This window comes from Halobacillus sp. 12SKB (genome assembly GCF_052941655.1).
In genome coordinates this window covers 2,123,484-2,147,585 of the sequence record NZ_JBRFWR010000001.1, presented here as the reverse complement: position 1 = coordinate 2,147,585, position 24,102 = coordinate 2,123,484, and the positions used below count along the sequence as shown (strand labels likewise).

Here is a 24,102-nt window from a genome sequence, read left to right as displayed (position 1 = left end):
TGTTAAAAAACGAGCTCACCTTGCCACTTCAACATTCCGCCTTCCATGTTTTGTACATTCCCAAATCCACGTTCTTTCATGAATTCGGCAGCATTCATGCTGCGGCGGCCGGAACGGCAAATCATCACATACTCTTGATCTTTAGGCAGGCTCTCAATTTTTTCAGGAATATCCCCAAGGCGTATATGCTTTGCATTCGGTACCATTCCTTGCGAAACTTCCTCATCTTCTCTTACATCAATTATGGTAAAGTCATCGTTATTGTTCATTTTCTCTTCCACTTGTTGAGGTGTAATTTCTTTAATTCGACTCATTTTCATCCCTCCATATTAATCGTTTGCACATTAATTTTAATTTACTGTTAATTAATGTCAAGGTATATGACCAATAACAAATAAAGCACCCTGCTATAGAAACAGGGTGCTTATCAATGATTTAATTGGCTACAATGTTCACTAGTTTACCTGGAACAGCAACAACTTTCCTGATTGTCTTTCCTTCCAGCCACTGCTTGACGTCGTCATTTTCAAGTGCCTGCTTCTCTAGATCTTCTTTGGAAGCTTCTTTATTTACCATCATTTTCGCACGCACTTTACCCATAACCTGGACCACGATTTCCACTTCATCTTCGACTAGTTTAGATTCGTCAAACTCCGGCCAAGGCTGATAGCTGATCGTTTCAGCGTGCCCAAGTTTCTGCCATAGTTCTTCTGCAAGGTGTGGAGCGACAGGAGATAGAAGTTTAACAAAACCTTCTACATACTCTTTCGGTAAAACGTCTGCTTTATAACCATCATTAATAAAGACCATCATTTGAGAGATTCCCGTATTGAAACGAAGGGCTTCAAAGTTTTCGGTCACTTTTTTAACGGTTTCATGATAGACCTTCTCTAACGTAGTATCCCCTGCATTCTCTTTAATTGCTTCAGACAATTCGCCTTCCGCAACAAATAGTCGCCATACACGATCAAGGAAACGACGAGCCCCGTCCAAGCCGTTCTCAGACCATGCTACTGAAGCATCAAGCGGCCCCATAAACATTTCATAAAGTCTCAGAGTGTCTGCTCCGTGAGAGTAGACGATGTCATCAGGATTGACTACATTCCCTTTAGACTTACTCATTTTTTCATTATTTTCTCCAAGAATCATGCCTTGGTTGAATAGCTTTTGGAATGGTTCTTTGGTTGGAACGACTCCTGCATCGTAAAGGACTTTGTGCCAGAAACGTGCATACAACAAGTGAAGGACCGCGTGCTCCGCGCCACCAATATACACATCGACCGGAAGCCATTTTTTCAATGCTTCATAATCAGCGAACGTTTCCTCATTATTCGCATCAATATAACGCAGATAATACCAGCAGCTACCTGCCCATTGAGGCATCGTATTCGTTTCCCTGCGCCCCTTCATGCCTGTTTCAGGATCGACGACATTAACCCATTCATCAATATTAGCAAGCGGGGATTCCCCTGTGCCGGATGGTTTAATTTCTGTCGTTTTTGGAAGTGTCACAGGAAGTTCTTCTTCTTTGACAGCAGTGATTGATCCGTCTTCCCAGTGGATGACAGGAATCGGCTCACCCCAATAACGCTGCCGGCTGAAGAGCCAGTCACGAAGACGGTAAGTTGTTTGTTTCTTACCTTTCCCGTTTTCTTCAAGCCATTGGATTGCCTTTTCAATTGCCTCTTCTTTCCCTAGACCGTTTAAGAAGTCAGAGTTGATGTGGGGGCCATCTCCTGTGTACGCTTCTTCTTCAACATTTCCTCCCTCCACGACTGGAATGATTGGAAGGTCAAATTTCTGGGCGAATTCAAAGTCTCTTTCATCATGCGCAGGGACCGCCATAATGGCGCCACTGCCGTAGCTCATCAATACATAATCAGCCACCCAGATTGGAAGCTTCTCACCATTGATCGGGTTGATCGCATAAGAACCCGTGAATACCCCTGATTTATCCTTAGCCAAGTCCGTACGCTCAAGATCACTCTTGTTTTGCGCTTTCTCAATATACGTGGATACGGCATCTTTTTGTTCAGCTGTTACGATTTTATCGACCAGTGGGTGTTCTGGAGCCACGACGGCATAAGTTGCACCAAATAATGTGTCTGGTCGAGTTGTAAACACATCAAAAGATTGGTTAAAACCATCAATTTCAAAAGTGACCTCCGCCCCTTCTGACTTGCCAATCCAATTTCTTTGCATATCTTTAATGCTCTCCGGCCAATCCAACTCTTCCAAGTCTTCAAGAAGACGATCTGCATAAGCTGTAATCTTCAGCATCCACTGTTTCATCGGGCGACGTTCAACAGGGTGATCTCCTCGTTCACTTCGACCATCGATAACTTCCTCGTTCGCAAGTACCGTGCCAAGAGCAGGACACCAGTTCACGGCTACTTCGTCAATATAGGCCAGACCCTTTTCATAAAGTTTCAAAAAGATCCATTGCGTCCATTTGTAGTAATTAGGGTCTGTCGTATTCACTTCTCGATCCCAATCATAGGAGAAACCCAGTTCTTGTATTTGCCTGCGGAAGGTGTCAATGTTTTGTTTTGTGAATTCTTCAGGATCATTCCCTGTATCCAATGCATATTGTTCTGCCGGAAGCCCGAATGCATCCCACCCAATCGGATGAAGCACTTCATAGCCCTGCATCCGCTTCATGCGGGAAAGGATGTCTGTCGCTGTGTATCCTTCCGGGTGTCCAACGTGTAGACCCGCACCTGATGGATAAGGGAACATATCCAATGCATAGAATTTCTTTTTGTCTGAGTAACTGTCTGTCTTGAATGTCTTTTCTTCAAGCCAGTATTTTTGCCATTTCTTTTCAATGGTCTTATGATCAAAAGCCATTTCATTGCCTCCTCATAATCTCTCTAAAAAATATAAAAAGCCCCTCATCCCAGTATGGGACGAGAGGCTTGATTCCCGCGGTACCACCCAAATTAACACATCTGTGTTCAACTTGACGTCGATAACGGCGACCACACCGGCCGAAGCTACTTAGGTTCACTTCTGCGACATCCAAGGCGAGTTCATGATTATCAAGGACAGCTTCCACCAGCCGCTGCCTCTCTATCACTTGAAAGAATCACTACTACTCCTTTTCAACGTCATGCTATTATAACCGTATATTAATGAATGAAAACAGCTTTGTCAAGCGGCACCCGCCCAAGCTTATTGTCCATCTACATGAAAAGGCTATTCGTGCTACAATACTAAAGAACAATACTATTGGAGGATGCAGCATGACGATTGAACGCATTTTAGACTATGCCCATTCATTGATGAAAAAAACGATAGAACCTGGGGATGCCGTTATAGATGGAACGTGCGGAAACGGTCACGATACAGCTTTTCTCGCCGAACTTGTAGGAGAGAAAGGGCATGTGTATGCCTTTGATGTGCAGGACCAAGCGATCTCAAACACTCAGGAGCGTTTAAAGGAACATGGGATGGCAGAACATACGACCCTTATTCATGATTCCCACGCCCACGTGCAAAAATACCTACAGGACAAGCACCAAACCAATATTTCCGCAGCCATTTACAATTTAGGTTATCTGCCAGGCAGTGATAAAACTGTGGTAACTAAGCCTGAAGGGACGATCCAGTCGGTTGAAAACGTACTGGCTACTCTAAAGAAAGGAGGGCTGGTGGTCTTAGTTGTCTATCATGGACACCCTGGGGGAGCCGAAGAGAAAGATGCCATCATGAAATATGTATCAGAGTTGGATTCCAAGCACTACCAAGTCCTCCATTATGGATTTATCAATAAAAAGAGAACACCTCCCTTTATCTTAGCCATCGAGAAGCTTTCCTAAGGATTAACGCGAAATCCTGACGGAGGAAAAAAAGGAAAACCACGTAACTTCTTATATTCCATAACTGGAAAAAGCCTGGTCGTTTAAATCTCACGACCAGGCTTTAATTTATGATACATCTTTGTATTGTAATAAAAGAACGTTGCTTTCTTACCACTCACTTTCAACATTTCTTTTACAAAGCTTTTTGCATTTGAAAGTCTGCCTACTTTACGATCCGCTAAGTACATGCCAACCAGACCTTCATGTATCATTTGGTGAAATGCCGGATCCGGTAGCCTTTGAATTTCCTCATGGGCCCTTTTGACAAAATACTGGAAGCGGTTCTTCATTTCATCCTCATGGTCGTAGTAAGCACAAAAATTCAAATCTCCCTCTTTCTCATCTTCCTCTTGATCAATGTAATAATCAAGCAAGATATGTAATCCCTGCATATAAGGAAAATAACTTCTTTCAATTTGATTAGATAACGTTGCATCCATCTTTCCACTCAGCGTATAGGAAACAAGGCAAAAGATCCCCAACGTAGACCCTGTACATGCGGAAAATTCGTACCAGCTGAGCTCCGGCCATTCTTTTTGGTAGTGCTTGAACCAATTTTGAAGCCTCGGAATCCTCTCGTTTTCAATCACATGCTTATGAACTTGCAAATCACTATACAACTTACCTAACCTTACCGCCTGCTTCTTAACGATTGGATAGTCTTCCGCCTCGGAAAGGACTTGCTGGCACGTGTTCACAAGATCATGGAGGTACCCCCCATCATCCTGCTCGTCACGATATTGGTAATAATCCTGTAGTGGGTTACCTGGTGTCAAAGCGTCGATCATAGATTCATGCAACATGCGGAAATCGTCAGGATCCATAGAGGTGCTACGGTCACAAAGGTTGTCCAAGTAGTCACTGATGGTTTGATAAGCAACGATGAATCGAATGGCCTGTTTATCATTACCGCTGGAAAGAACAGAGTAAATCGATCCCCCTTCACAGTGAAACGTCTTTTCATCAATACTCGCCAAAGCTTGACTTCTAAGTTCTTCGTCAGGAATCGATTTCGCCCTTTCAATCCAGTAAGACAATTCATCATGAACAGCAGGAAAAATATTTCGATAAACTCTGTACATCAAAAACATGGCGTTACCCGGGACTGCACTTCTCAAAAGAAGCCCTCCTTACCGATTTACTTTAGATGATCCTCTAAAAAAGATAGCGTATGTTGATAGACATCTTCCCATTCCGGCTCGTTATAAATTTCATGATAAAGCCCCGGCCACTGTTTGTACCTTTTTTCTTTTACCTGAACCCGGTCAAACCATTCGGCCGTCTTCTCAATTCTTACCATATAATCCTCTTCAGCCTGCATGAGTAACAATGGAAGATCAGGAAAGCGTTGAATATCAGAGAACGCTTCCCTTGTCGCTTTTTGAAATTCACGATACCAGCGAACAGAAACTTTATCAATAATCAAAGGATCTTGTTGAAACTCTACAATTTTGTCCTTATTTCGTGTGATATATTCGGGATCTTGCGGAGCCTTGATTCTTAAAGATGGAATAAAAGTGTTTAAAATATAAGACACGACTTCCAAAGGGAGGCTTGCTTTTTTCAGAAGACCTAGTGCAGGAGAAGAAAGAATAACACCATCCACCTTTGGTTGAGCAGTCTCCATCGTACGTACAACTGCAAGGCCTCCCATACTATGCCCCATTAAAAATACTTTCTTATTGGGGTCCGCGTGTTGAATCCAGTTCATAATGGTATGGATATAATCCTGAAAAGAACGGATATGGCCACTCTTCCCTGGAGAACGCCCCTGACCTGGCAGGTCCCCATAAATAACGGAATACCCATCCTTTTGAAGTTGGTCGACCAGTTCATGATACCGACCTGAATGTTCAAAGGCCCCATGAACGAGCACTACCGTTGCACGATCATTGACTGATTCTACTTTCTTCACAGCATCTCCCTCTTTTCTTCTGCTATACTATCAATAGTATTAGTATAAGGGGGTTTTTCATGATTTGCGAATATAAAGGAAAGGTACCTGACATACATCCGAGTGCCTATGTTGCAGAAGATGCTGTGATCACAGGGGATGTAACCATCCAGGAAAATGCCAGCGTTTGGTTCAAGACTGTGATCAGAGGAGATGTAGCTCCCGTACATATTGGCAAGAACACCAACATTCAAGATTTAAGCCTTTTACATCAAAGCCCAGACAAACCATTAATCATTGAGGACGGAGTAACCGTCGGCCACCAAGTCACTTTACATTCCGCCCATATAAAAGAAAACGCGCTGATCGGCATGGGATCTCTTATTCTTGATGGCGCTGTTATTGGTGAACAAGCTTTCATCGGCGCCGGGAGTCTTGTTCCCCCCGGGAAAGTCATTCCACCAAACACTCTCGCTTTCGGCCGGCCGGCCAAAGTCATAAGAGACCTAAATGAAGAAGACATAAAAGAACTGAACAGGATCAGAAAGAGTTATGTGGAAAAAGGGCAATATTATAAGGAACTACGAGAATCATAAGGCAACAAATCAAACACTTGAACGAAAAAACCGTTCCAAACAAAAGTTTGGAACGGTTTTTTTAATTATTGACAGCGCGCCTTCAATTCTTCTGCTTTATCTGTACGCTCCCAAGGGAACTCCACATCCGTACGTCCGAAGTGACCGTAAGCAGCCGTTTGACGATAAATAGGACGACGCAGGTCCAACATCTTAATAATTCCTGCTGGACGAAGGTCGAATAGTTCACGGACAGCTTCCACCAGCTGCTCCTCAGAAACAGTACCTGTTCCATTCGTGTTAATGGCAATAGAAACAGGCTGCGCCACACCGATGGCATAAGCAAGCTGAACTTCAACAGAGTCCGCAAGTCCTGCAGCTACAATATTTTTCGCAACATAACGGGCAGCATAAGCAGCCGAACGGTCTACTTTCGTAGCATCTTTACCACTGAAGGCTCCCCCTCCATGACGAGCATAGCCACCATATGTGTCGACGATAATCTTTCTTCCGGTTAGCCCGGCGTCACCTTGTGGACCTCCAATGACGAAGCGTCCGGTCGGGTTAATAAAGTATTTCGTCTGTTCATCAATATATCCTTCAGGCACGATCGGCCCAATCACATGTTTCTTCAAATCTTCCTGGATCTGTTGCAGAGTCACTTCTTCAGCATGCTGGGTAGAAATAACGATTGTATCCACACGCACTGGCTGATCATTTTCGTCGTACTCCACCGTCACCTGTGTTTTCCCATCTGGACGAAGGTAATCAAGTGTACCATCATTTCTCACATCAGAAAGACGTTTCGATAGTTTATGAGCCAAGGAGATTGGAAGAGGCATCAATTCTTTGGTTTCATTATTAGCAAAACCAAACATCAACCCCTGGTCTCCTGCACCAATCGATTCGATTTCATCGTCACTCATTTTTCCTTCACGGGATTCAAGAGCAACGTCCACGCCTCCTGCAATATCAGGGGATTGCTCATCAATCGCAGTCAGAACAGCACATGTATCCGCATCAAACCCGTACTTCGCACGAGTATATCCGATATCTTTGATCGTCTGACGTACGATGGATGGAATATCCACGTAAGTATTTGTACTAATCTCACCAGAAACCAGTACAAGTCCCGTTGTCACTGTTGTCTCACATGCAACCCTCGCGTTAGGGTCGTTTTTTAAAATTTCATCTAATATCGCATCAGAAATCTGGTCACAAATTTTGTCCGGATGACCCTCCGTGACAGATTCTGATGTGAATAACCGGCGGTTTGCAGGCATTCTTAAAAACTCCTCCTTCTGTAAGTACAAAGTATTAGACGGAACTCTTTACCAGTATGTGCAGAAACTTTTATACGTTTCATATATGTTCATGTTGCCTCTTTTCACAACCAATGGAGCAATTACATAGGAATATCTACAGGTTATCCTGTTCGAATATTTCTTCATTAAAGGCTGAGTTTTAATGAGTGGATGAATCGATCTCATCCCTCTGTTTGAAAAAAAAGCCTTATAAAAAGAAAAAACCTTTCCTATTCGAGGAAAGGGGCTGCTTCCTTTCGCTCTTATCGTCCAAGGAGCATGTCCTCCTTGCTTCAGGTTAGCACCGTGTCATGTGCATGACGGTTGCTGGGTTTCAAAGGGCCTGTCCCTCCACCAACTCTGGATAAGAGAGTATCCGTTCTCCGTTATCGTATCGAAAACCTCATTTAATGTCAATTGAATTCCACCTCATTCTAACGTATTCGTATTTAGTAAACGTTTGAATGAAATTCACATATATTATTAGAAACTTTTTTCAAAGTAAAGAATATCTCACTCTTCCATATAATCTCCCTTTTCTTGAAGACTCAGTTTCGAGATGTTTGTGCAGTGGGTTGGGGCTGCGGGGGATGACTCGCTTTCCGCGGAAGCGCGGTGAGCCTCCTCGGACTGCGTCCTGTGGGGTCTCACCATGCACTTTTCTCCCGCAGGAGTCTCGCCATCCCCCTCCGCCCCTTTGCCATATAATTACCGGCTTTCATACACTTGGTAATTGGAGAGGAATAATCCCCTAAGTACGCTATCCTGCACGTGAAAAGCTTGTTATAGAGCGCTTTATGCATATAAAACCAGGGTAGTGGAAGGCAGTCTCCCCCGGTGTAGGGGTTCGTTACCCGCATACGAAGAATGGGTTGGCTGGGAAGCTGCGAGACTCCCGTGGGAGAAAGGAGATCGGCGAGATCCCGCAGGACGAAGTCCGAGGAAGCTCGGCACTCCCCCACAGGAAAGCGAGTAGCTTCCCAGCCAACCCAGGCGCTCACAAGGCAACGAACCCCCGAAACATCTCGAGTCTGAGTCTTTCACAATCCTTCCAGATTGTTGAACAAAAGAGCAGGTTTTCAGTTTGATAATTCAGAATAAATAAAATGTAAGCTTTTTCACGTATAGTATGGACTAAAGAAATCAATGTGTTATACTAATCTCACATTAGGTTGATCATAATAAATGCAAAGGCGGGTCGACACATATGAGTACCATTAATCAAATGTCTGAACTGAATCTTTTACTTGCCCAAGAACATGTCCACCACCAGCTATCTGTTCCACATTTAGTGGAAAAGATTTTATACCGTAATGAAGGTACCCTGACAGAAAAAGGGGCCATCCAGGCAACGACGGGTACTTATACTGGTAGATCTCCGAAAGATAAATTCATCGTTCAGGATGATATCACACAAGATAAAGTCCACTGGGGAGCTGTCAACCAGCCCATAGATGATCAAACGTTTGTAAAACTATATCATAAAGTATTGGATTATTTGAAAGAACGGAATGAACTTTTTGTCTTTAAGGGCTTTGCGGGGGCAGATGAAAAGCATCGTCTTCCTCTTCAGGTACTTACAGAGTTCGCCTGGCACAACTTATTCGCACAGCAAATGTTCATTCGTCCAGATGAACAGGAAATAGAAGATCATGAAGCGGAGTTTACTGTAATTTCTGCTCCAACCTTTAAAGCTGATCCTGAAGCTGATGGAACGAACTCAGAAGCATTCATCATGATCTCTTTTAAACACCGCATCGTTTTAATTGGTGGCACGGAATATGCCGGAGAAATCAAAAAGTCCATCTTCTCTGTCATGAACTATATTCTTCCCGAGAAGAACGTTCTCCCAATGCACTGCTCAGCGAACGTAGGTAAAGAGGGAGATGTGGCTTTATTCTTCGGACTTTCCGGAACAGGAAAGACAACATTATCAGCGGACCCACAACGTCGGTTGATTGGTGATGATGAACATGCATGGTCAAACTACGGGATTTTTAATATTGAGGGTGGATGTTACGCGAAATGTATCAACCTTTCTCAAGAAAAGGAACCCCAGATCTTTGATGCCATTCATTTCGGATCTGTCCTGGAAAACGTAGTGCTTGATCCACAGACCCACCAGCCAGACTACAATGACACAAGTCTCACTGAAAATACACGGGCCGCTTATCCATTAGAGCATATCGATAATACTGTACAACCGAGTATCGCCGGTCATCCAAACGCCATTATTTTTTTAACAGCTGATGCGACAGGTGTCCTTCCACCAATCAGTAAGTTGACAAAAGAACAGGCCATGTACCATTTCTTGAGTGGATACACTAGTAAACTAGCAGGAACTGAACGAGGAATCACAGAACCACAAGCTACATTTTCTGCCTGCTTCGGTTCACCGTTCCTTCCTCTCCCGCCATCCACTTATGCAGAAATGCTCGGGGAAAAGATTGACCAATTCAACGCAGATGTTTATTTGGTCAACACAGGCTGGTCAGGAGGATCTTACGGGGAAGGGCAGCGAATTAAACTGGCCTACACAAGATCCATGATTCATGCCGCACTGGAGGGAGAGTTAAGCTCTGCTGAAACTTATCAAGATCCATTTTTTGGTTTGAATATTCCTACACACTGCCCTGGTGTCCCAGATGAAGTATTATTCCCTAGAAAAACATGGGCAGACGCTGATGCATATGATCAAAGTGCCAAGTCATTGGCAAGCAAGTTTCATGAAAACTTCAAGAAATTCACATATGCAAGCGAAGAAATCAAAAAGGCAGGACCGACCTACCACAGGTCATAATAATTGTTTCCTCATCTCCTCATATAAAAGAAGGCCCCGCTGGATTTCCAGCGGGGCCTTCTCTATGCCCTACACCTAACACCACAAACGCTCCCTATAGTTGAAGACTCAGTATCGAGATGTTACAGGGTTCGTTGCTTGAGGTGAGCGCCAGGGGTGGCTGGGAAGCTACTCGCTTTCCTGCGGGGATGACGGAGAGCCTCCTCGAGCTAAAGCTCTGCGGGGTCTCTCCAGCCAATCCATTCCCGCGGGAGTCTCGCAGCTTCCCAACCACCCCATTTGTTGAAGAGAGAAACGAACCCCTATACTGAAAATGATTGTCTCTTACTTTTCTCTCCTAAGTAGGCATAAAGCGCTCTATTTCAATCATTAAGTTCTGGCTGTCCATAGTAGAGAAGTTTATATGATCCACTTCTCTCAGTCATATGAGCTAACATTTTAGAGGTGGTTTCGAGAATCTTCCTTGGTAAAGGGGCGGAGGGGAATGGCGAGACTCCTGCGGGAAAAAGTGCAGGGTGAGACCCCACAGGACGCAGTCCGAGGAGGCTCACCGCGCTCCCGCGGAAAGCGAGTTATTCCCCGCAGCCCCACCCACTCAACAAAAGTCTCGAAACTGAGTCTTCAACAATCCTGCCAGATTGTTGAAGAAACATAAGAAAAAAGGTAGAAAAGTTTAGTTGAACTTTTCTACCTTTTTCAAGCACTCTGGCAACACTTCATCTTTCATCATGAAACTGAAACGATCATTCGATTTTAAATTACGAGGGAGATTACGGAACAATACTGGCCCGTGCGTTTCAAAATAATGATCCTGATCATCAATCGAATCAATCATTGCAAAATACACATTCTTAATGACCGTCCCCCCTTTCCCTTCTACATGATACTGACCAATGTAGGATAAATGAGAAATGAGGGCTCCTGTCTCTTCTCGGACTTCTCTGACAGCGGCGTCTTCCGCTGATTCTCCCTCTTCAACTTTTCCGCCTGGAAATTCTAGACCACGATCTTTATGCTTGGTGAGCAGCCATTGATCTTTGTATCGGCATATCACCCACACATGTTTCGGTGTCTCGGAAAAAGGATGATCCTCAAAAGATAACCGGACAGGGTTGTGGTAATAATCATAAAATGTTTTCATGTCTGCTCAACTGCCTTTAATCCTTGATATACGTTCTGTCTTTCACCTGTTTAAATCGTACCACAAGCCACGCTAAATACAAACCGGTCAGCAGACAAACTTCCCGTATTTCTGAAAAAAATGTAAAAACTCCGATAAACATAAAGCGATCGATTCTTATTATTCATACAAGAAAGAAAGCATAAAAAGATAGGAGAGCAATAATGGCTCAGCGAACCTATGTAGCGATGGTCAGTCTGTTTTTATTTAACAAGATTGAAGAGATTGTCGTACCAAAGGACATTCTTAATTAAGTAAAGGCAATGAAAGTTATGCCTGGTATATTCTAATGAAGCATAGAAAACCGCTTCTTTTAAAGAAGCGGTTCAATTATTCATTTAATACACCCATCTCCGTGATATGATGTTTAGTCGCTTCATCTCCAAGATCATAAATCTTTTGAAACGCTTTTTTCATATCAAGATCCACTTCATCGTTCGCCTGATCGTTATGATAGGGATTAAACGGAACGTGGGACCGCCAGAAAGACTCCTCATCTGCATTATAAATCTCATCAAATACTTCTCTTAGCGCTTTTACTTCCTCTTCCGTTGCGTAAATCGTGAAATCATCATTGTTTGCATCGTGGTTTAAAGAAATTTCCCTTGTTCCCATGTTGATATAATACTTATCCTTATCCATCATTCACCCTCCTCTTCTCTAGTGTGAACCACGGAGGGGAAACCTATTACAGATGGATCATTCAGGAGAATGTCTGGTAAGCGAGGGTTACTTCATCTAAATATTCTTCATCCACTTCTATACCCATTCCCTTTTCCGCAGGAACCTCAATGGTACCTTTGTGCATAACAATCTCAGGGTGTACAAGATCTTTATAAAAATACCTTGTAGAACCGGACAAATCACCTGGAATCGTGAAATTTGGCAGGGAAGCTAACGCAAGATTATGCGCTTTGGAAATTCCTGATTCCACCATCCCTCCGCACCATACAGGAACCCCTCGTGATTGACAGAAGTCATGGATTTGAATCGCTGCAGTTAATCCACCGACACGACTGATTTTTATGTTGATGATTTGACAACTTCCCAGTTCAACCGCCTGAATCGCATCGTGAAAAGACATGATCGATTCATCCAAACAAATCGGGGTCTTCATTTCCTTTTGCAGTTCTTTATGCCAATAAAAGTCTCCTGCTGGAAAAGGCTGCTCAATCATTGTTAATCCATAATCATCTAATGAACGTAAATGGCTTATATCCTCTGAATTGTATTGACCATTCGCATCGATCATGATTGGAAGAGAAGGGTCGATTTCTTGTATGGTTTCAATCGCTTCCTTTTCTCTTCCTTTAACCACTTTCAATTTATATCTTTGAAAGCCCTCTTCCTTCAACCTGGACACATCTTCTTCTAACGAATCCCCTAAGCTGATCACCGCCCCAGCGCTCACTGATGACCGGATCCCCCCCAGGAGATCGGCAAGACTTCTGCCTGTTTGCTTTCCATACAAGTCCCATAGCGCTGCTTCGAGCCCCGCTTTTGCCATCGGATGACCCTGCACTCCGTCATTTTGTTCTGCCACATCCGAAGGATGCTCCGCTCCATTTTTCAAAAGAGACGGAATCAGGTGATTTTCTAAAATATGCCAGGATGTACCTAACGTTTCATAGGTATAAAAAGGGGTAGGAAATGCCGTCACCTCGCCATAACCTATACAACCTGCATCATCTCTTACCTCTACAATAATAAGAGGACGCTCTTTCAATTCACCCTGGTGAGTAACGAATGGAGCTTTTAGCGGCATGGAGACTTTCCTTAAACGGACCGACTGGATTCTCATCCGTTTCCCCCTTGCTTGAGGCAGGATGACAAATGTCTACGCAATAGTTTGTTCGAGGCATTTCTCGGTAGTTCATCGATCCAATGAACCTCTTTCGGACATTTATATTTCGCCAAACGCTTCCGGCACCAGTTCAGTACATCTTCTTTAGTCAGACTGGACCCATCTTCAGTCACAATATACGCTGCAGGAACTTCTCCCCAATGTTCATCAGAACGTCCGGCCACACCTGCTTCCCGTACTCCTGGCATGGATGATAACACGCTTTCAACTTCTGCAGGATAAATGTTTTCTCCCCCTGAAATGATCACATCCTTCACCCGGTCTACGACATACAAAAATCCATCTTCATCTTCAAATCCGAGGTCCCCTGTCCGCAAGTACGTGTTTTCTCTTTTCTCCCGGTTGTAATATCCCCTCGACACCATCGGACCACGAACGATGATTTCACCAACCTCACCTCTTTCATTGCAGTCTATATAAAGGTGCGCAGAGCTTAAAGCCTTACCCGCTGAACCAAGTTTTGAGAAAGCAAACTCCGGACTGAGTGTGGCGATTTGGGAGGAAGTCTCTGTCATCCCATATGTCTGGAAAACAGGCATTCCTTTTTCTGATGCCTGCTCGAGTAATACTTCAGGAACAGGCCCCCCGCCAAGAAGCATACAGCGGAAGTCATCTGGGTACGTACCTTCATCAAGCATCTCGAGTAGCCTCTGCAGCATAACCGTCACCACGGACACATGAGTAACCCCTTTTTCCATAACGGCTTCATGAACCTTGCATGCATCGAACTTTTCAAAAAGCATGACCGGCATACCATAAACGACACTCTTCATTAGGATTGAAAAGCCACCAACATGGAACAAAGGCAAACAATTCAACCACTTGTCCTTTTCTCCTGTTCCTAAATTCAAGGCAGAAGCGACCGCACTGTGCCAATGGTTTCCATACGTATGCATCACGGCTTTCGGATTCCCTGTCGTCCCTGACGTATACATCATCGTATAAACGTCTTCGAAATCCAGGTCCGTTTGAAGTTCATGGGGGATGCCTTTCTCCATTTTCAAATGTTCAAGTCTATGCACCTCAAGGTTCATCTCTGTTACCGATTCGGCAGCAACTGGCACGTGCTGATCATCAGAAAAAAAATGTGAAACATGCGCATCCGTGAGCTGATACGCAATTTCTGCTGGGGTCAGCCTCGTGTTCAACAGAACAGCTACCGCTCCAACATAACTTACCGCGTGTATGAAAACCGTGTACAGTGTACTATTGCTCGCTAATAAGGCTATGTGGTCATCCTGCTTCACCCCGTTTGTCATAAGAACAGCGGCCATCCTCCGGCTTTTTTCCCTTAATTCAGAAAAACTAATGCTCCTGCCGTCTGATGTTTCAATGGCTGTACGCTGTGGGTTTAGTGAAGCCTGTTTATCTAACCAATGTGGAATACGTTCGCCCATTTCAACCCTTCCTTTACTTAGTTCTTTTATACTGCCTCTCAAACCACAAAAGGGGCAATCCTTTCTACAGGATGCCCCTTCACACGTGGTTTCATATATAGAGTCGAATCAAGGGAAACGAGGGAACTGATCGAAGTCAGGCTTTCTTTTCTCCTTGAAGGCGTCGCGCCCTTCTTTGGCTTCCTCTGTTGTGTAATACAACAAAGTAGCGTCTCCACCCATTTGTTGAAGACCAGCTAAACCGTCAGTATCGGCATTGAAAGAAGCCTTCAGGAAACGCAAGGCAGTCGGTGACTTCTCAAGCATTTCACGACCCCATTGTACAGTCTCCGCTTCAAGATCTTCCAATGGTACAACTGTGTTGACCAGTCCCATTTCCTCCGCTTCTCTTGCAGAGTACTGACGGCACAAGTACCAAATTTCACGGGCTTTCTTATGACCGACAATACGAGCAAGCAATCCTGCACCGTAACCAGCATCGAAGCTTCCCACTTTTGGTCCTGTTTGACCGAAGATGGCGTTATCAGCAGCAATCGTTAAATCACAAACGATATGTAATACATGTCCACCACCGATTGCATATCCGGAAACCATAGCTACTACAGGCTTTGGAATGACACGGATCAAACGTTGCAAATCAAGTACATTCAAACGAGGGATATGGTCATCCCCAACATAGCCACCATGGCCACGTACTTTCTGGTCTCCACCAGCACAGAAAGCATCATCGCCAGCTCCTGCAAGAACAATAACCCCGATCCGGGAGTCATCGCGAGCATAAGCAAAAGCATCAATTAACTCATGTACCGTTTGCGGGCGGAAAGCATTACGAACTTCCGGACGGTTGATCGTAATTTTAGCAATCCCTTCAAATCTCTCGTACATAATATCTTCATATTCGCGTTCACTAACCCAATCAAAAGACATAGTATTTCCTCCTTTTTCTACATTCAGTTCGTAAATTCCTCATGAAAAACGCTTTCCTGCAATTTTCATTTTATCATGAACCCATCTACAATTTTAGCAAAAATCCCAGGATTCTCAAGGTGGACCGTATGACCAGCATCTTTTACCACCCGATGAGTGGCATGTGTGAAACGGTCTGCCATTTCCCTATTAATGCTTCGGAACTTTGCATCTTCCTCTCCTGTCACTAATAAGACCGGGCACTTGAGCGAAGATAATTGATTCCACCAGGAGGGCTGGTGACCTGTACCCATACCGAGAAGTGATTCAGAAAGACCTTCAGCCGTCTGACTCAGGCGTTCCTCTCTCAATGCTTTTTTCACATCATTAGGAAGCTTTCGTTGTGAATCAAAAAGTGGGATACTTCCCCAGAAGTCTACAAACGATTCGATTCCTTCTTCCATCAATTTTTCTGACAAACCTTTATCTTTTGCTTGTCGTGACAGCTGTTCTTCGGTTGTGGGTAAACCTGGAGAAGCACTTTCGAGTATTAATCGATCGACATATTCTGGGTAAAGCACGGCAAATGATAGAGCTGTTCTCCCTCCCAAAGAATAACCAAGCAAGGACACCTTTTCTAATCCCTGCTGATCCAGTAAGGCTTTAAGATCCAGGCAAAACCGCTCCATCGTTATCCTACCAATCGATCCTGTTTTTCCATGACCAGGCAAATCCACTTTTATGAGTCGATAGGAGTTTTCAAAACGGGAAGTGATGGAGTCAAACGTTGAAGCGCGGCCTGTAAACCCGTGGAGCAGGAGGAGGGCTTGACCTTCTCCCTCATCCTCAACCCAGTATTCTCTGCCGTTCACCTTCATCCTCATAAACTTTCGCTCCAATCCAAAACCGCCTTTTCTACATTGGACCAACGCTCTCTGTGAAACGCTACATGGTCGTCACGACTTGTCACCACTTCGACGACGTTCAGCCCTGGATCTGCATAACTTTCTGCTAAAGCACGTTTATAAGACTCCCAACTTGTCACCTGCCTGTGTTTGCCCCCATACATGCTGATGACAGGTGCGAGATCCAAACCTAAAGGGGTGCCAAAGAGCTCTTCAAAGTGATCCGGATGTTTGGATTGAGGCAGGTAAGAAAATATACCCCCTCCGTCATTGTTAATAACAACGATGGTCAACGGAATCTCCTTATTCTTTGCCATCCATAGTCCGTTTAAATCATGGAAAAAAGAAATATCCCCTAACAAAAGCGTTGTGTGTCTGCCTGTAGCTGCTGTGCCGATTGCTGTACTAACCACACCATCGATCCCATTTGCTCCTCTATTCGCCATCAGCTGAACATTTTTAGGTGATGACATGAAGAAACTGTCGACATCCCTGATCGGCATGCTGTTTCCCACAAATAAATTTGAATGGTCAGGAATGGATTCTGCCAGATAAACGACCGCATGACCTTCATTGAGTGAAGGCTCTGGTTCGAGGAGCATTTCATTCTTCGCTAAAACATTCATCTGCTGCCAACTTGAAAGCCATGATGTCTCTACATTCCCGTCAGGCATAAAACTGGACAAGCTTTCACATAATTTCACGGGGTCACTCCAAACGAATGTCGCTGTAATACCCGCAGGCTCACGAAATTCCTTTTGGTCATCCACAACATAATGATCGATCTGATCTTTATATTCCTTGACCCATTTTAAGTATGCTTTGGAAACAGGCATGGCTCCGAATCGTACGATGTAATCGGGCACGACTTGACCTTTAATCGAGGTAGACTTAAGCAAAGCATCATAATTTTCAATGATATTTCTCTTATCGTGACTCCCTGTACGAAGCTGTGATAAAGGATCGGCAAATACAGGAACCCCAAGACGGGAGGCAAGATGTGTGACTGCCTCAGCTAAACGGGAATCCGGCTGGGGCCCAACGACCAGTAAACCCTTCTCTCCTTGAGCGAGACGTTCAAATAATTGCTTGATCTGATCATCTGGCATCGCTAACTTCCCTCTCTGAGCTCTCGGAATCGGCTGGGTACCGCCGCGCCATGCCTCTTCCAACTCGAAGTCTGGAATTAACGGTTCGCGAAATGGAATATTCAAATGAACAGGACCTTGCCCGGCAATCGCCTCTTCCATCGCTCTCGCTGCCTGTTGTCTCGCGTAGTGAAAGTTGTTTTCTTCTGGTAATGCTAAATCCTGATACCACTTAACATAACTGCCGTACATTTGTATTTGATTAATAGCTTGAGGGGCACCGACTTCCCTTAACTCATGCGGCCTGTCAGCGGTCAAGACCACCAGGGGTACTCGACTATAAAAAGCCTCGACAATAGCCGGATAATAATTCGCCGCTGCGGTTCCCGAGGTGCATACGAGCGCTACTGGCTTTTGCTCTTGCTTCGCTATTCCCAGAGCAAAAAAAGCAGCTGAGCGTTCATCGAGGTGAACCCAATGATTCACCTCGGAATGCTCAGCAAAAGTCATAGCTAATGGAGTAGACCTGGAACCTGGTGATATGACGACATGGTCGACACCTGAGAACACGAGTTGGTCTACAAAATGAGTGACATATTTCGATAAAGCTTCTACATGTCCCATTCAGATCCTCCCAATACATCCATCATCGGTTTCAATTTAACAGCCGTTTCAGCATATTCCGCTTCAGGGTCGGAATCTTCGACTACTCCACACCCAGCGAACAATGAGGCTTCCTTTTGCTGAATAAGAGCGGAACGAATCGCTACAGCAAACTCGCCGTTATCCTGTGCATCAAACCAACCAATCGGTCCAGCATACCAGCCTCTATTCAACGTTTCATGCGTACGAATATACTCGACGGAAACCTGCTGAGGCATTCCACCAAGAGCCGGAGTCGGATGGAGCTTTTCAATCACATCAAGCAAGGTATATCCTTGATCTAAAACGGCTTTCACTGGTGTGTACAAATGCTGCAAGTTCCGGAGCGGATAAAGGACAGGTCCATTTGGCACTTCTACTTGGCTGCTGCATGCTTCTACCGCCTCTTTAATCATTTCCACTACAAATTGATGCTCTTGACGATTCTTCGGATCTCCAAGCAATTCTTCCCCAAGCTTAAGATCCTCCTGCTCGGTCCTACCACGAGGAACCGTCCCTGCAAGACAAGTGGATACCAGTTCTCTGTCTACCACTTTCGCAAGTCTCTCTGGGGTCGCACCAATAAAGTAGTCTCCTTCACTTTCGTAGCAGAAAATATAGCTGTTTGGCTGAGTATCAGCCAAAGCTTTCAAAACAGCGGTGATGTGCACATCCTCTTTGAATGTGACACGGAGCTCTCTTGCCAGGACGACTTTCTCCATTAGGCCTGCTGTAATGTCTTCTGTCGCTTTTTTAACAGATTTTTTCCAAGCTTCAGGAGCTACCTCAAAAGTCTTCTCAACGTCAGGCAGCGAACCGGTCATCTCTCCTTCTTTAAGAAGAAAGTCCCGGTGTTCTTGTATTTGAGTAGCGATCTGCTGCTGGTGATCTTCAGGAAAAATTAGTGCATTGATGGTTAAATAAGTTTCCCCATCTACTTTCGTAAGCAGGAAAGCAGGAATCGTCATTTGACTATCAGGAAAAGACTCCCATGGTGTATCCTCTTTTTGTACAGGATCGAAACTGAACCCGCCAAGAGCCACCATCCCTGTTCCTTTTTTATTATAATCATCATGCAGCATCGCATTTTCCTGCAAATGATTCCAAAGGGATTGAACTTCACGAAACCGTTGTTTACTTTTTGCATACAATTGACTGGCCTTCCCTATTCCGACCATGGTCAAATCATTTTCAGCACTCTGCCAAAACGAGCGATGCTGATCAATATGCTGACCTGTTTCAAAAAATTGAAAAGGATCTTGTTCATCTATATGTTCAACTATACTAATAAATAGAGGTTCCCCAAGATGATGTGCTTTCTGAAGAGCTTCCCCTACTATTTCTTCTATATGAGGGGCCTTCGTATGAAGCATATATATTCCTCCCATTCTTTAAGGGACGTTATCTACTCTTTCCCCACACAGCAAATAAATGCTTTTGTGTGCATGCATCACTCTCTATTTTATTCTCTTTTTTCTCTTGACTCAAGGAATCTTGCTTTAAAACCAACATTTTCTTACATTGATTGACACTCCAGGACGGTTTCCCTAAAATTAAACTGTTATCATAACAAGAGTATAGTGACAAGGGAGAGAACACCAATGAGCTCTGTTCAAAACCAAAACATAAAAGCTTCCTTGAATGAACGTGAAGGTTTCCAAGTATGGTGGCGTTTGCTTCGACCACACACACTGACGGCTGCCTTTGTCCCTGTTTTCGTAGGGACAATGCTTGCTGCTATGGAACAATCGATCAACTTCTGGTTATTTGCAGCCATGTTGCTCGCCTCTATTCTCATTCAAGCCGCCACCAATATGTTTAATGAGTATTACGATTACAAGCGAGGCTTAGATAATGAAAATTCGGTTGGTATCGGAGGGACCATTGTCCGTGACGGAATCAACCCTAAGACCGTACTTTCGTTAGCCTATCTATTCTTTATACTTGCAGGATTACTAGGCGTTTATATTTGCGCTTCTTCAAGCTGGTGGATCGCAGCCATCGGGTTGGTTTCCATGCTGTTTGGCTATCTTTACACAGGAGGCCCATTACCAATTGCCTATACACCATTCGGTGAAATAACAGCAGGTTTTTTCATGGGTACCATCATTATTGCGATTAGTTATTTCATTCAAACCCTTATGATTACCGCTGAAGTCATCATCGTTTCTGTTCCTGTGGCTATCTTTGTCGGTACCATCCTATTAGCCAACAACATCAGGGACCGTGTCGGAGATGCCGAAAACGGGAGAAAAACGCTGGCTATTCTTTTCGGCCACAAAGGATCTATCGTTTTCATCAGTTCACTTTTCCTAGTGGCCTTTTTCTGGACAGGCGTGTTAATCATCGTGGGCACACTGCCTTTATGGTCGCTCATTACCTTCTTTAGTGTAATAAAAGCAACAAAAGCCATTCAGGGATTTATAGGAAAAACTCAACCGTTAGAAATGATGCCTGCAATGAAAGCGACGGCGCAGACGAACACCATTTATGGTTTTCTCCTGGGTCTATCCTTACTATTACACCTTAACTTCCCTCTTTCTTAAAAGAGAGAACCAGAAAAAACACATCAGGAGCAACAAAAAAGGATGGTCCCCACCATCCTTTTTTTATTTTCACTAAAGCTCCCGTTTCTTGAAGACTCAGTTTCGAGATTTTTGTTGAGTGGATGGGGGCTACGGGGAATAACTTGCTTTCCGCGGGAGCGCGGTGAGCCTCCTCGGACTTCGTCCTGTGGGGTCTCACCATGCCCTTTTTTCCTCTACGATATCCGGTTCCGGCGCCTAGCGGCTAGTGAGACTTCCCTCGCTTCTGTACGATAAGTCAACATCGAATCACTCCGTTCTTCGTGTTTCCTTTATCTCCGCCAGCTCCGTCCAGTCCATACGCCGCTGATCAAGGCGCCTAAACACTTAAGTTAGGAGTCTCGCCATTCCCCTCCGCCCACTTGCTGGAAGAAATTCTCGAAACTACCTTCCAGCAATGGGAGCTTTTATGGTTGAGAATCCTATACCAACGCGGTTTAAGCAGAATTTATAACAGTTTTAGGCAAGGTAATATAAGAGGGATTTCGAGAACCTCATATGGCAAAGGGGCGGAGGGAAACGGTGAGACTCCTGTGGGAAGTGCGTGGTAGATGAGACCCCGCAGAGCGTTAGCTCGAGGAGGCTCATCACTCGCCCACGGAAAGCGAACCTTTTCCCGGAGCCCCTAAATCCACACAAACATCTCGAAATCAAGTCTTCCACAATCCTGCCAGATTGTTGAACAAGTCATTTATAATTTCAGTATGTAACATGAAGGTTTGACCATTTTTACAATGGGAATAATACAAAAAGGACGGGATGAAAATGAACAGATCTATGATGAAGAATACATTGATGGAAGCACTAGGGATGGAAGTTCTGACGGCAGACGCGGAAAAGGTTCAAATTCGTATGCCTGTGGATCACCGTACCCATCAGCCTATGGGGTTTCTCCATGGCGGAGCCAGTGTGGCATTAGCCGAGAGCGCTGCGAGCATCGGGGCATTTTTGAACATTGACCCTGATCAACAACAAGTTTTTGGGATAGAAATCAATGCCAACCATATAAAAAGTGCCTGCGATGGATATGTAAAGGGAACAGCGACCCCCGTTCATATCGGCAAAAATACGATGGTATGGGAAATACAAATTGTTAATGAAGCTGATGAGTTGTTGTGTATATCCCGATGCACTGTAGGGGTTGTCCCCAAAAAATAACCGAATTGTCCAATTGAAAGGAGTCACGTTTAGCATGTTGAATGATAAACAAAAACAAAAATTCAAGAACCGCCTTTTAGAAATGAAGGAAGAAGCAGAAGCACAAATGGAAGAATACAAAGAAGACCAAGCTAAAGAAGATTATGAAAATGATCGAACCGGTGAAATATCGAGCGTGGCTGATCATCCTGGTGACCAGGGAACGGATCAATTTGAGAGAGCGAAAGAACAAACGTTTTATGAGCAGGCGCGCGAAAAATTAATGGAAGTAGAAGATGCCCTGCAGCGCATGGAAGAGGGACGGTATGGTTTGAGTGAAAAGTCGGGTGAACCCATTCCAATTGAACGTTTGGAAGCCATGCCGACAGCACGCTATAAAGTGGAAGAAATGGAAAACTAATAACTACGTAAAAGAAAAGCGAGGGGTCCCATTCCCCTCGCTTTTTTTATGCGGCTGACTGCCGAACACTTTTTTGTTCGATCCAGTCCTTCATTTTCACGAATAACATGATAAACAAGGATCCAGCAATGGCTCCTTTAATTACATTGAAAGGAAGAATACCCGCTACAATCGTCATCCATTTCACATCTGTACTCATTGTCTCCCAGCCCATAAACCAGCTGTATGCAGGAAGGATAAGGAAATAATTGAGTACGCTCATAGTTACTGCCATAAAGACTGAACCAAAAACCAAACCTAAAATGAGTGCTTTCATCGTTTTTCCTTTTCGATAGATCATAGCAACCGGAACAACGAAAAGGACTCCGGCAAAGAAGTTCGCAACGACCCCAATGGGATCAGAAACTCCTGTAAAAATCATATATAGACCATTTTTCAACGCTTCCACCACAATACCTGCGAGTGGTGAAAATAAAATCGCAGCTAGAAGAGCTGGAATGTCACTAAAGTCCACTTTTAAATAAGGGGGTAAAAAAGGAAGTGGGAATTTCAAAAACATTAACACCATAGATATTGTACCAAGTAACGCTAAAATGACTAACTTTTGCAGTTTTGATGATTGACCCGTGTAAGCGTTCATCATCGATCTCCTCCTTCATCTTTTCATCGATTCACATCCCAGATGAAGGTAAACGGCCTAAAAAAACACATAAAAATAACCCTGTAGCACTTAGGGCTAAGGGTAGTCGTGTCCATAGGAAATAGAGGTAGTGTTTAATCTACCAGTTCCGTTCGACATCTTCTCCCATCCAGACTTTAACTGTCGGTCCCGGACTTTCACCGGGTCCACCGCATGGTCAACCATACGGGTCACGGACTTGAAAAATCATTTTTCTTCTTACCGTCGGTCGGGAATTGCACCCTGCCCCGAAGATGGAATCGATATATTATTGTAAATTTATTTTATACAAAACGCTGGGATAGCGCAAGCTAAATGTTTTGGAATGAATGTTTTCTGTTCTTAGAGGATTATGATGGTTGATATTGACAAGATTATTCTGTATTGTCTTATGTCTTAGTCTTTACTACAACTGTGTTAAAGTAGCTTGTACGTAATTTTTTCATAAATAAATGACTGCAATCCAATCTTAAAACCCATGATAATATCCATTATTCGAGGCAGAATAGGTGTGTAACTCCTTTCAAACCATTACTTCAAAAGGAATGATTGAAATATGGGTAGAAGAAATTCTTGGTTAGCATTAGGAACAGCTGGAGCCATTGGTGCTGCAGCTATGTATGGGATAAATAGAATGAATCGCAATGGTGGAATGCAGCAAGTTGGTCAAAATCTCCAAAATAGCGAAATGGCTCAAAATTTACAAAACGCTCTCCCAAAAAATAATCAATAATAAAAAGTGGAAGCCAATGATTATGGCTTCCACTTTTCACTCTCTTCCGTTCAATTTCAACCAAACCCCTTCCTCACTACCTTCTCTGAATAGTGGTTAAGGATAAAAACAAAACACATTCCAGCGCCT

Annotated in this window: 21 protein-coding genes, 2 riboswitches and 1 other annotated feature; of the genes, 7 read left to right on the top strand and 14 right to left on the bottom strand. The window is 44.0% G+C overall.

Features of this window, described 5'->3' with window-relative positions; all coding sequences use genetic code 11:
• Nucleotides 1-2: 2 nt before the first annotated feature.
• Together ACQ4XT_RS10345 and leuS are read right to left on the bottom strand one after the other, a co-directional pair.
• Entirely contained in the window at nucleotides 3-314 is a 312-nt protein-coding gene (locus ACQ4XT_RS10345; RefSeq protein ID WP_446853613.1) for a rhodanese-like domain-containing protein, read from the bottom strand.
• Between the two features lie 121 nt (nucleotides 315-435).
• The gene (gene leuS, locus ACQ4XT_RS10340; RefSeq protein WP_446853612.1) at nucleotides 436-2,850 is read right to left on the bottom strand and encodes a leucine--tRNA ligase; all 2,415 of its coding nucleotides are present in this window, start codon (nucleotides 2,848-2,850) and stop codon (nucleotides 436-438) included.
• A gap of 52 nt (nucleotides 2,851-2,902) precedes the next feature.
• Nucleotides 2,903-3,117: a binding site (T-box leader), on the bottom strand.
• Between the two features lie 128 nt (nucleotides 3,118-3,245).
• Here leuS and mnmM point away from each other — a divergent pair.
• Entirely contained in the window at nucleotides 3,246-3,821 is a 576-nt protein-coding gene (gene mnmM / locus ACQ4XT_RS10335; RefSeq protein ID WP_446853611.1) for a tRNA 5-(aminomethyl)-2-thiouridylate-methyltransferase MnmM, read from the top strand.
• An 83-nt stretch (nucleotides 3,822-3,904) separates the two neighbouring features.
• On the opposite strand, the gene tbcS is transcribed toward mnmM, so the two are convergent.
• On the bottom strand, nucleotides 3,905-4,981 hold the full coding sequence (tbcS, locus tag ACQ4XT_RS10330; RefSeq protein WP_514132556.1) for a tetraprenyl-beta-curcumene synthase: 1,077 nt from the start codon (nucleotides 4,979-4,981) through the stop codon (nucleotides 3,905-3,907).
• Nucleotides 4,982-5,001: 20 nt separating this feature from the next.
• The gene (locus tag ACQ4XT_RS10325; protein WP_446853610.1) at nucleotides 5,002-5,778 is read right to left on the bottom strand and encodes an alpha/beta hydrolase; all 777 of its coding nucleotides are present in this window, start codon (nucleotides 5,776-5,778) and stop codon (nucleotides 5,002-5,004) included.
• 59 nt (nucleotides 5,779-5,837) lie between these two features.
• On the opposite strand from ACQ4XT_RS10325, the gene ACQ4XT_RS10320 reads away from it, so the two are divergent.
• Nucleotides 5,838-6,353, top strand: a complete 516-nt coding sequence (locus tag ACQ4XT_RS10320) for a gamma carbonic anhydrase (RefSeq protein ID WP_446853609.1) — start codon at nucleotides 5,838-5,840, stop codon at nucleotides 6,351-6,353.
• Between the two features lie 65 nt (nucleotides 6,354-6,418).
• On the opposite strand, the gene metK is transcribed toward ACQ4XT_RS10320, so the two are convergent.
• Nucleotides 6,419-7,615 carry a methionine adenosyltransferase gene (metK, locus tag ACQ4XT_RS10315; RefSeq protein ID WP_446853608.1) on the bottom strand — a complete coding sequence of 399 codons (1,197 nt, stop codon included), beginning with the start codon at nucleotides 7,613-7,615 and terminating at the stop codon, nucleotides 6,419-6,421.
• Between the two features lie 281 nt (nucleotides 7,616-7,896).
• A riboswitch (SAM riboswitch) is annotated at nucleotides 7,897-8,007 on the bottom strand.
• Nucleotides 8,008-8,843: 836 nt separating this feature from the next.
• Between metK and pckA the strand changes: the two genes are divergently transcribed.
• A complete protein-coding gene (pckA, locus tag ACQ4XT_RS10310) occupies nucleotides 8,844-10,436 on the top strand; it encodes a phosphoenolpyruvate carboxykinase (ATP) (RefSeq protein WP_446853607.1) in 1,593 nt (530 codons plus the stop codon).
• Nucleotides 10,437-11,109: 673 nt separating this feature from the next.
• Here pckA and ytkD read toward each other — a convergent pair.
• The 8 genes from ytkD to ACQ4XT_RS10270 all read right to left on the bottom strand — a co-directional run bounded on the left by ytkD (nucleotide 11,110) and on the right by ACQ4XT_RS10270 (nucleotide 19,791).
• Nucleotides 11,110-11,577, bottom strand: a complete 468-nt coding sequence (ytkD, locus tag ACQ4XT_RS10305) for an RNA deprotection pyrophosphohydrolase (protein ID WP_446853606.1) — start codon at nucleotides 11,575-11,577, stop codon at nucleotides 11,110-11,112.
• Nucleotides 11,578-11,946: 369 nt separating this feature from the next.
• On the bottom strand, nucleotides 11,947-12,258 hold the full coding sequence (locus ACQ4XT_RS10300) for a hydrolase (RefSeq protein WP_446853605.1): 312 nt from the start codon (nucleotides 12,256-12,258) through the stop codon (nucleotides 11,947-11,949).
• A gap of 61 nt (nucleotides 12,259-12,319) precedes the next feature.
• Nucleotides 12,320-13,417, bottom strand: a complete 1,098-nt coding sequence (menC, locus tag ACQ4XT_RS10295) for an o-succinylbenzoate synthase (protein WP_446853604.1) — start codon at nucleotides 13,415-13,417, stop codon at nucleotides 12,320-12,322.
• Entirely contained in the window at nucleotides 13,414-14,877 is a 1,464-nt protein-coding gene (locus tag ACQ4XT_RS10290; protein ID WP_446853603.1) for an o-succinylbenzoate--CoA ligase, read from the bottom strand. Before ACQ4XT_RS10290 ends, menC begins: the two co-directional genes overlap by 4 nt.
• 108 nt (nucleotides 14,878-14,985) lie before the next feature.
• Nucleotides 14,986-15,804 (bottom strand): 1,4-dihydroxy-2-naphthoyl-CoA synthase, encoded by an 819-nt coding sequence (gene menB / locus ACQ4XT_RS10285; RefSeq protein ID WP_089654878.1) that lies wholly within the window; start codon nucleotides 15,802-15,804, stop codon nucleotides 14,986-14,988.
• Between the two features lie 65 nt (nucleotides 15,805-15,869).
• Entirely contained in the window at nucleotides 15,870-16,661 is a 792-nt protein-coding gene (gene menH / locus ACQ4XT_RS10280) for a 2-succinyl-6-hydroxy-2,4-cyclohexadiene-1-carboxylate synthase (RefSeq protein WP_446853602.1), read from the bottom strand.
• A gap of 2 nt (nucleotides 16,662-16,663) precedes the next feature.
• Nucleotides 16,664-18,400 carry a 2-succinyl-5-enolpyruvyl-6-hydroxy-3-cyclohexene-1-carboxylic-acid synthase gene (gene menD / locus ACQ4XT_RS10275; protein ID WP_446853601.1) on the bottom strand — a complete coding sequence of 579 codons (1,737 nt, stop codon included), beginning with the start codon at nucleotides 18,398-18,400 and terminating at the stop codon, nucleotides 16,664-16,666.
• On the bottom strand, nucleotides 18,388-19,791 hold the full coding sequence (locus ACQ4XT_RS10270; protein WP_446853600.1) for an isochorismate synthase: 1,404 nt from the start codon (nucleotides 19,789-19,791) through the stop codon (nucleotides 18,388-18,390). Before ACQ4XT_RS10270 ends, menD begins: the two co-directional genes overlap by 13 nt.
• A 228-nt stretch (nucleotides 19,792-20,019) precedes the next feature.
• Between ACQ4XT_RS10270 and ACQ4XT_RS10265 the strand changes: the two genes are divergently transcribed.
• The 3 genes from ACQ4XT_RS10265 (at nucleotide 20,020) to ACQ4XT_RS10255 (ending at nucleotide 22,561) form a co-directional block, all read left to right on the top strand.
• Nucleotides 20,020-20,964 (top strand): 1,4-dihydroxy-2-naphthoate polyprenyltransferase, encoded by a 945-nt coding sequence (locus ACQ4XT_RS10265; RefSeq protein WP_446853599.1) that lies wholly within the window; start codon nucleotides 20,020-20,022, stop codon nucleotides 20,962-20,964.
• 819 nt (nucleotides 20,965-21,783) lie between these two features.
• Entirely contained in the window at nucleotides 21,784-22,161 is a 378-nt protein-coding gene (locus ACQ4XT_RS10260; RefSeq protein WP_446853598.1) for a hotdog fold thioesterase, read from the top strand.
• Nucleotides 22,162-22,195: 34 nt separating this feature from the next.
• Nucleotides 22,196-22,561, top strand: a complete 366-nt coding sequence (locus tag ACQ4XT_RS10255; RefSeq protein WP_446853597.1) for a TraR/DksA C4-type zinc finger protein — start codon at nucleotides 22,196-22,198, stop codon at nucleotides 22,559-22,561.
• 46 nt (nucleotides 22,562-22,607) lie between these two features.
• On the opposite strand, the gene ACQ4XT_RS10250 is transcribed toward ACQ4XT_RS10255, so the two are convergent.
• Nucleotides 22,608-23,201: an ECF transporter S component gene (locus ACQ4XT_RS10250; protein ID WP_446853596.1), complete on the bottom strand. Its 594-nt coding sequence runs from the start codon at nucleotides 23,199-23,201 to the stop codon at nucleotides 22,608-22,610.
• 153 nt (nucleotides 23,202-23,354) lie between these two features.
• Nucleotides 23,355-23,500, bottom strand: a riboswitch (FMN riboswitch).
• 296 nt (nucleotides 23,501-23,796) lie between these two features.
• Here ACQ4XT_RS10250 and ACQ4XT_RS10245 point away from each other — a divergent pair.
• A complete protein-coding gene (locus tag ACQ4XT_RS10245; protein WP_446853595.1) occupies nucleotides 23,797-23,973 on the top strand; it encodes a hypothetical protein in 177 nt (58 codons plus the stop codon).
• Nucleotides 23,974-24,102 lie beyond the last annotated feature (129 nt).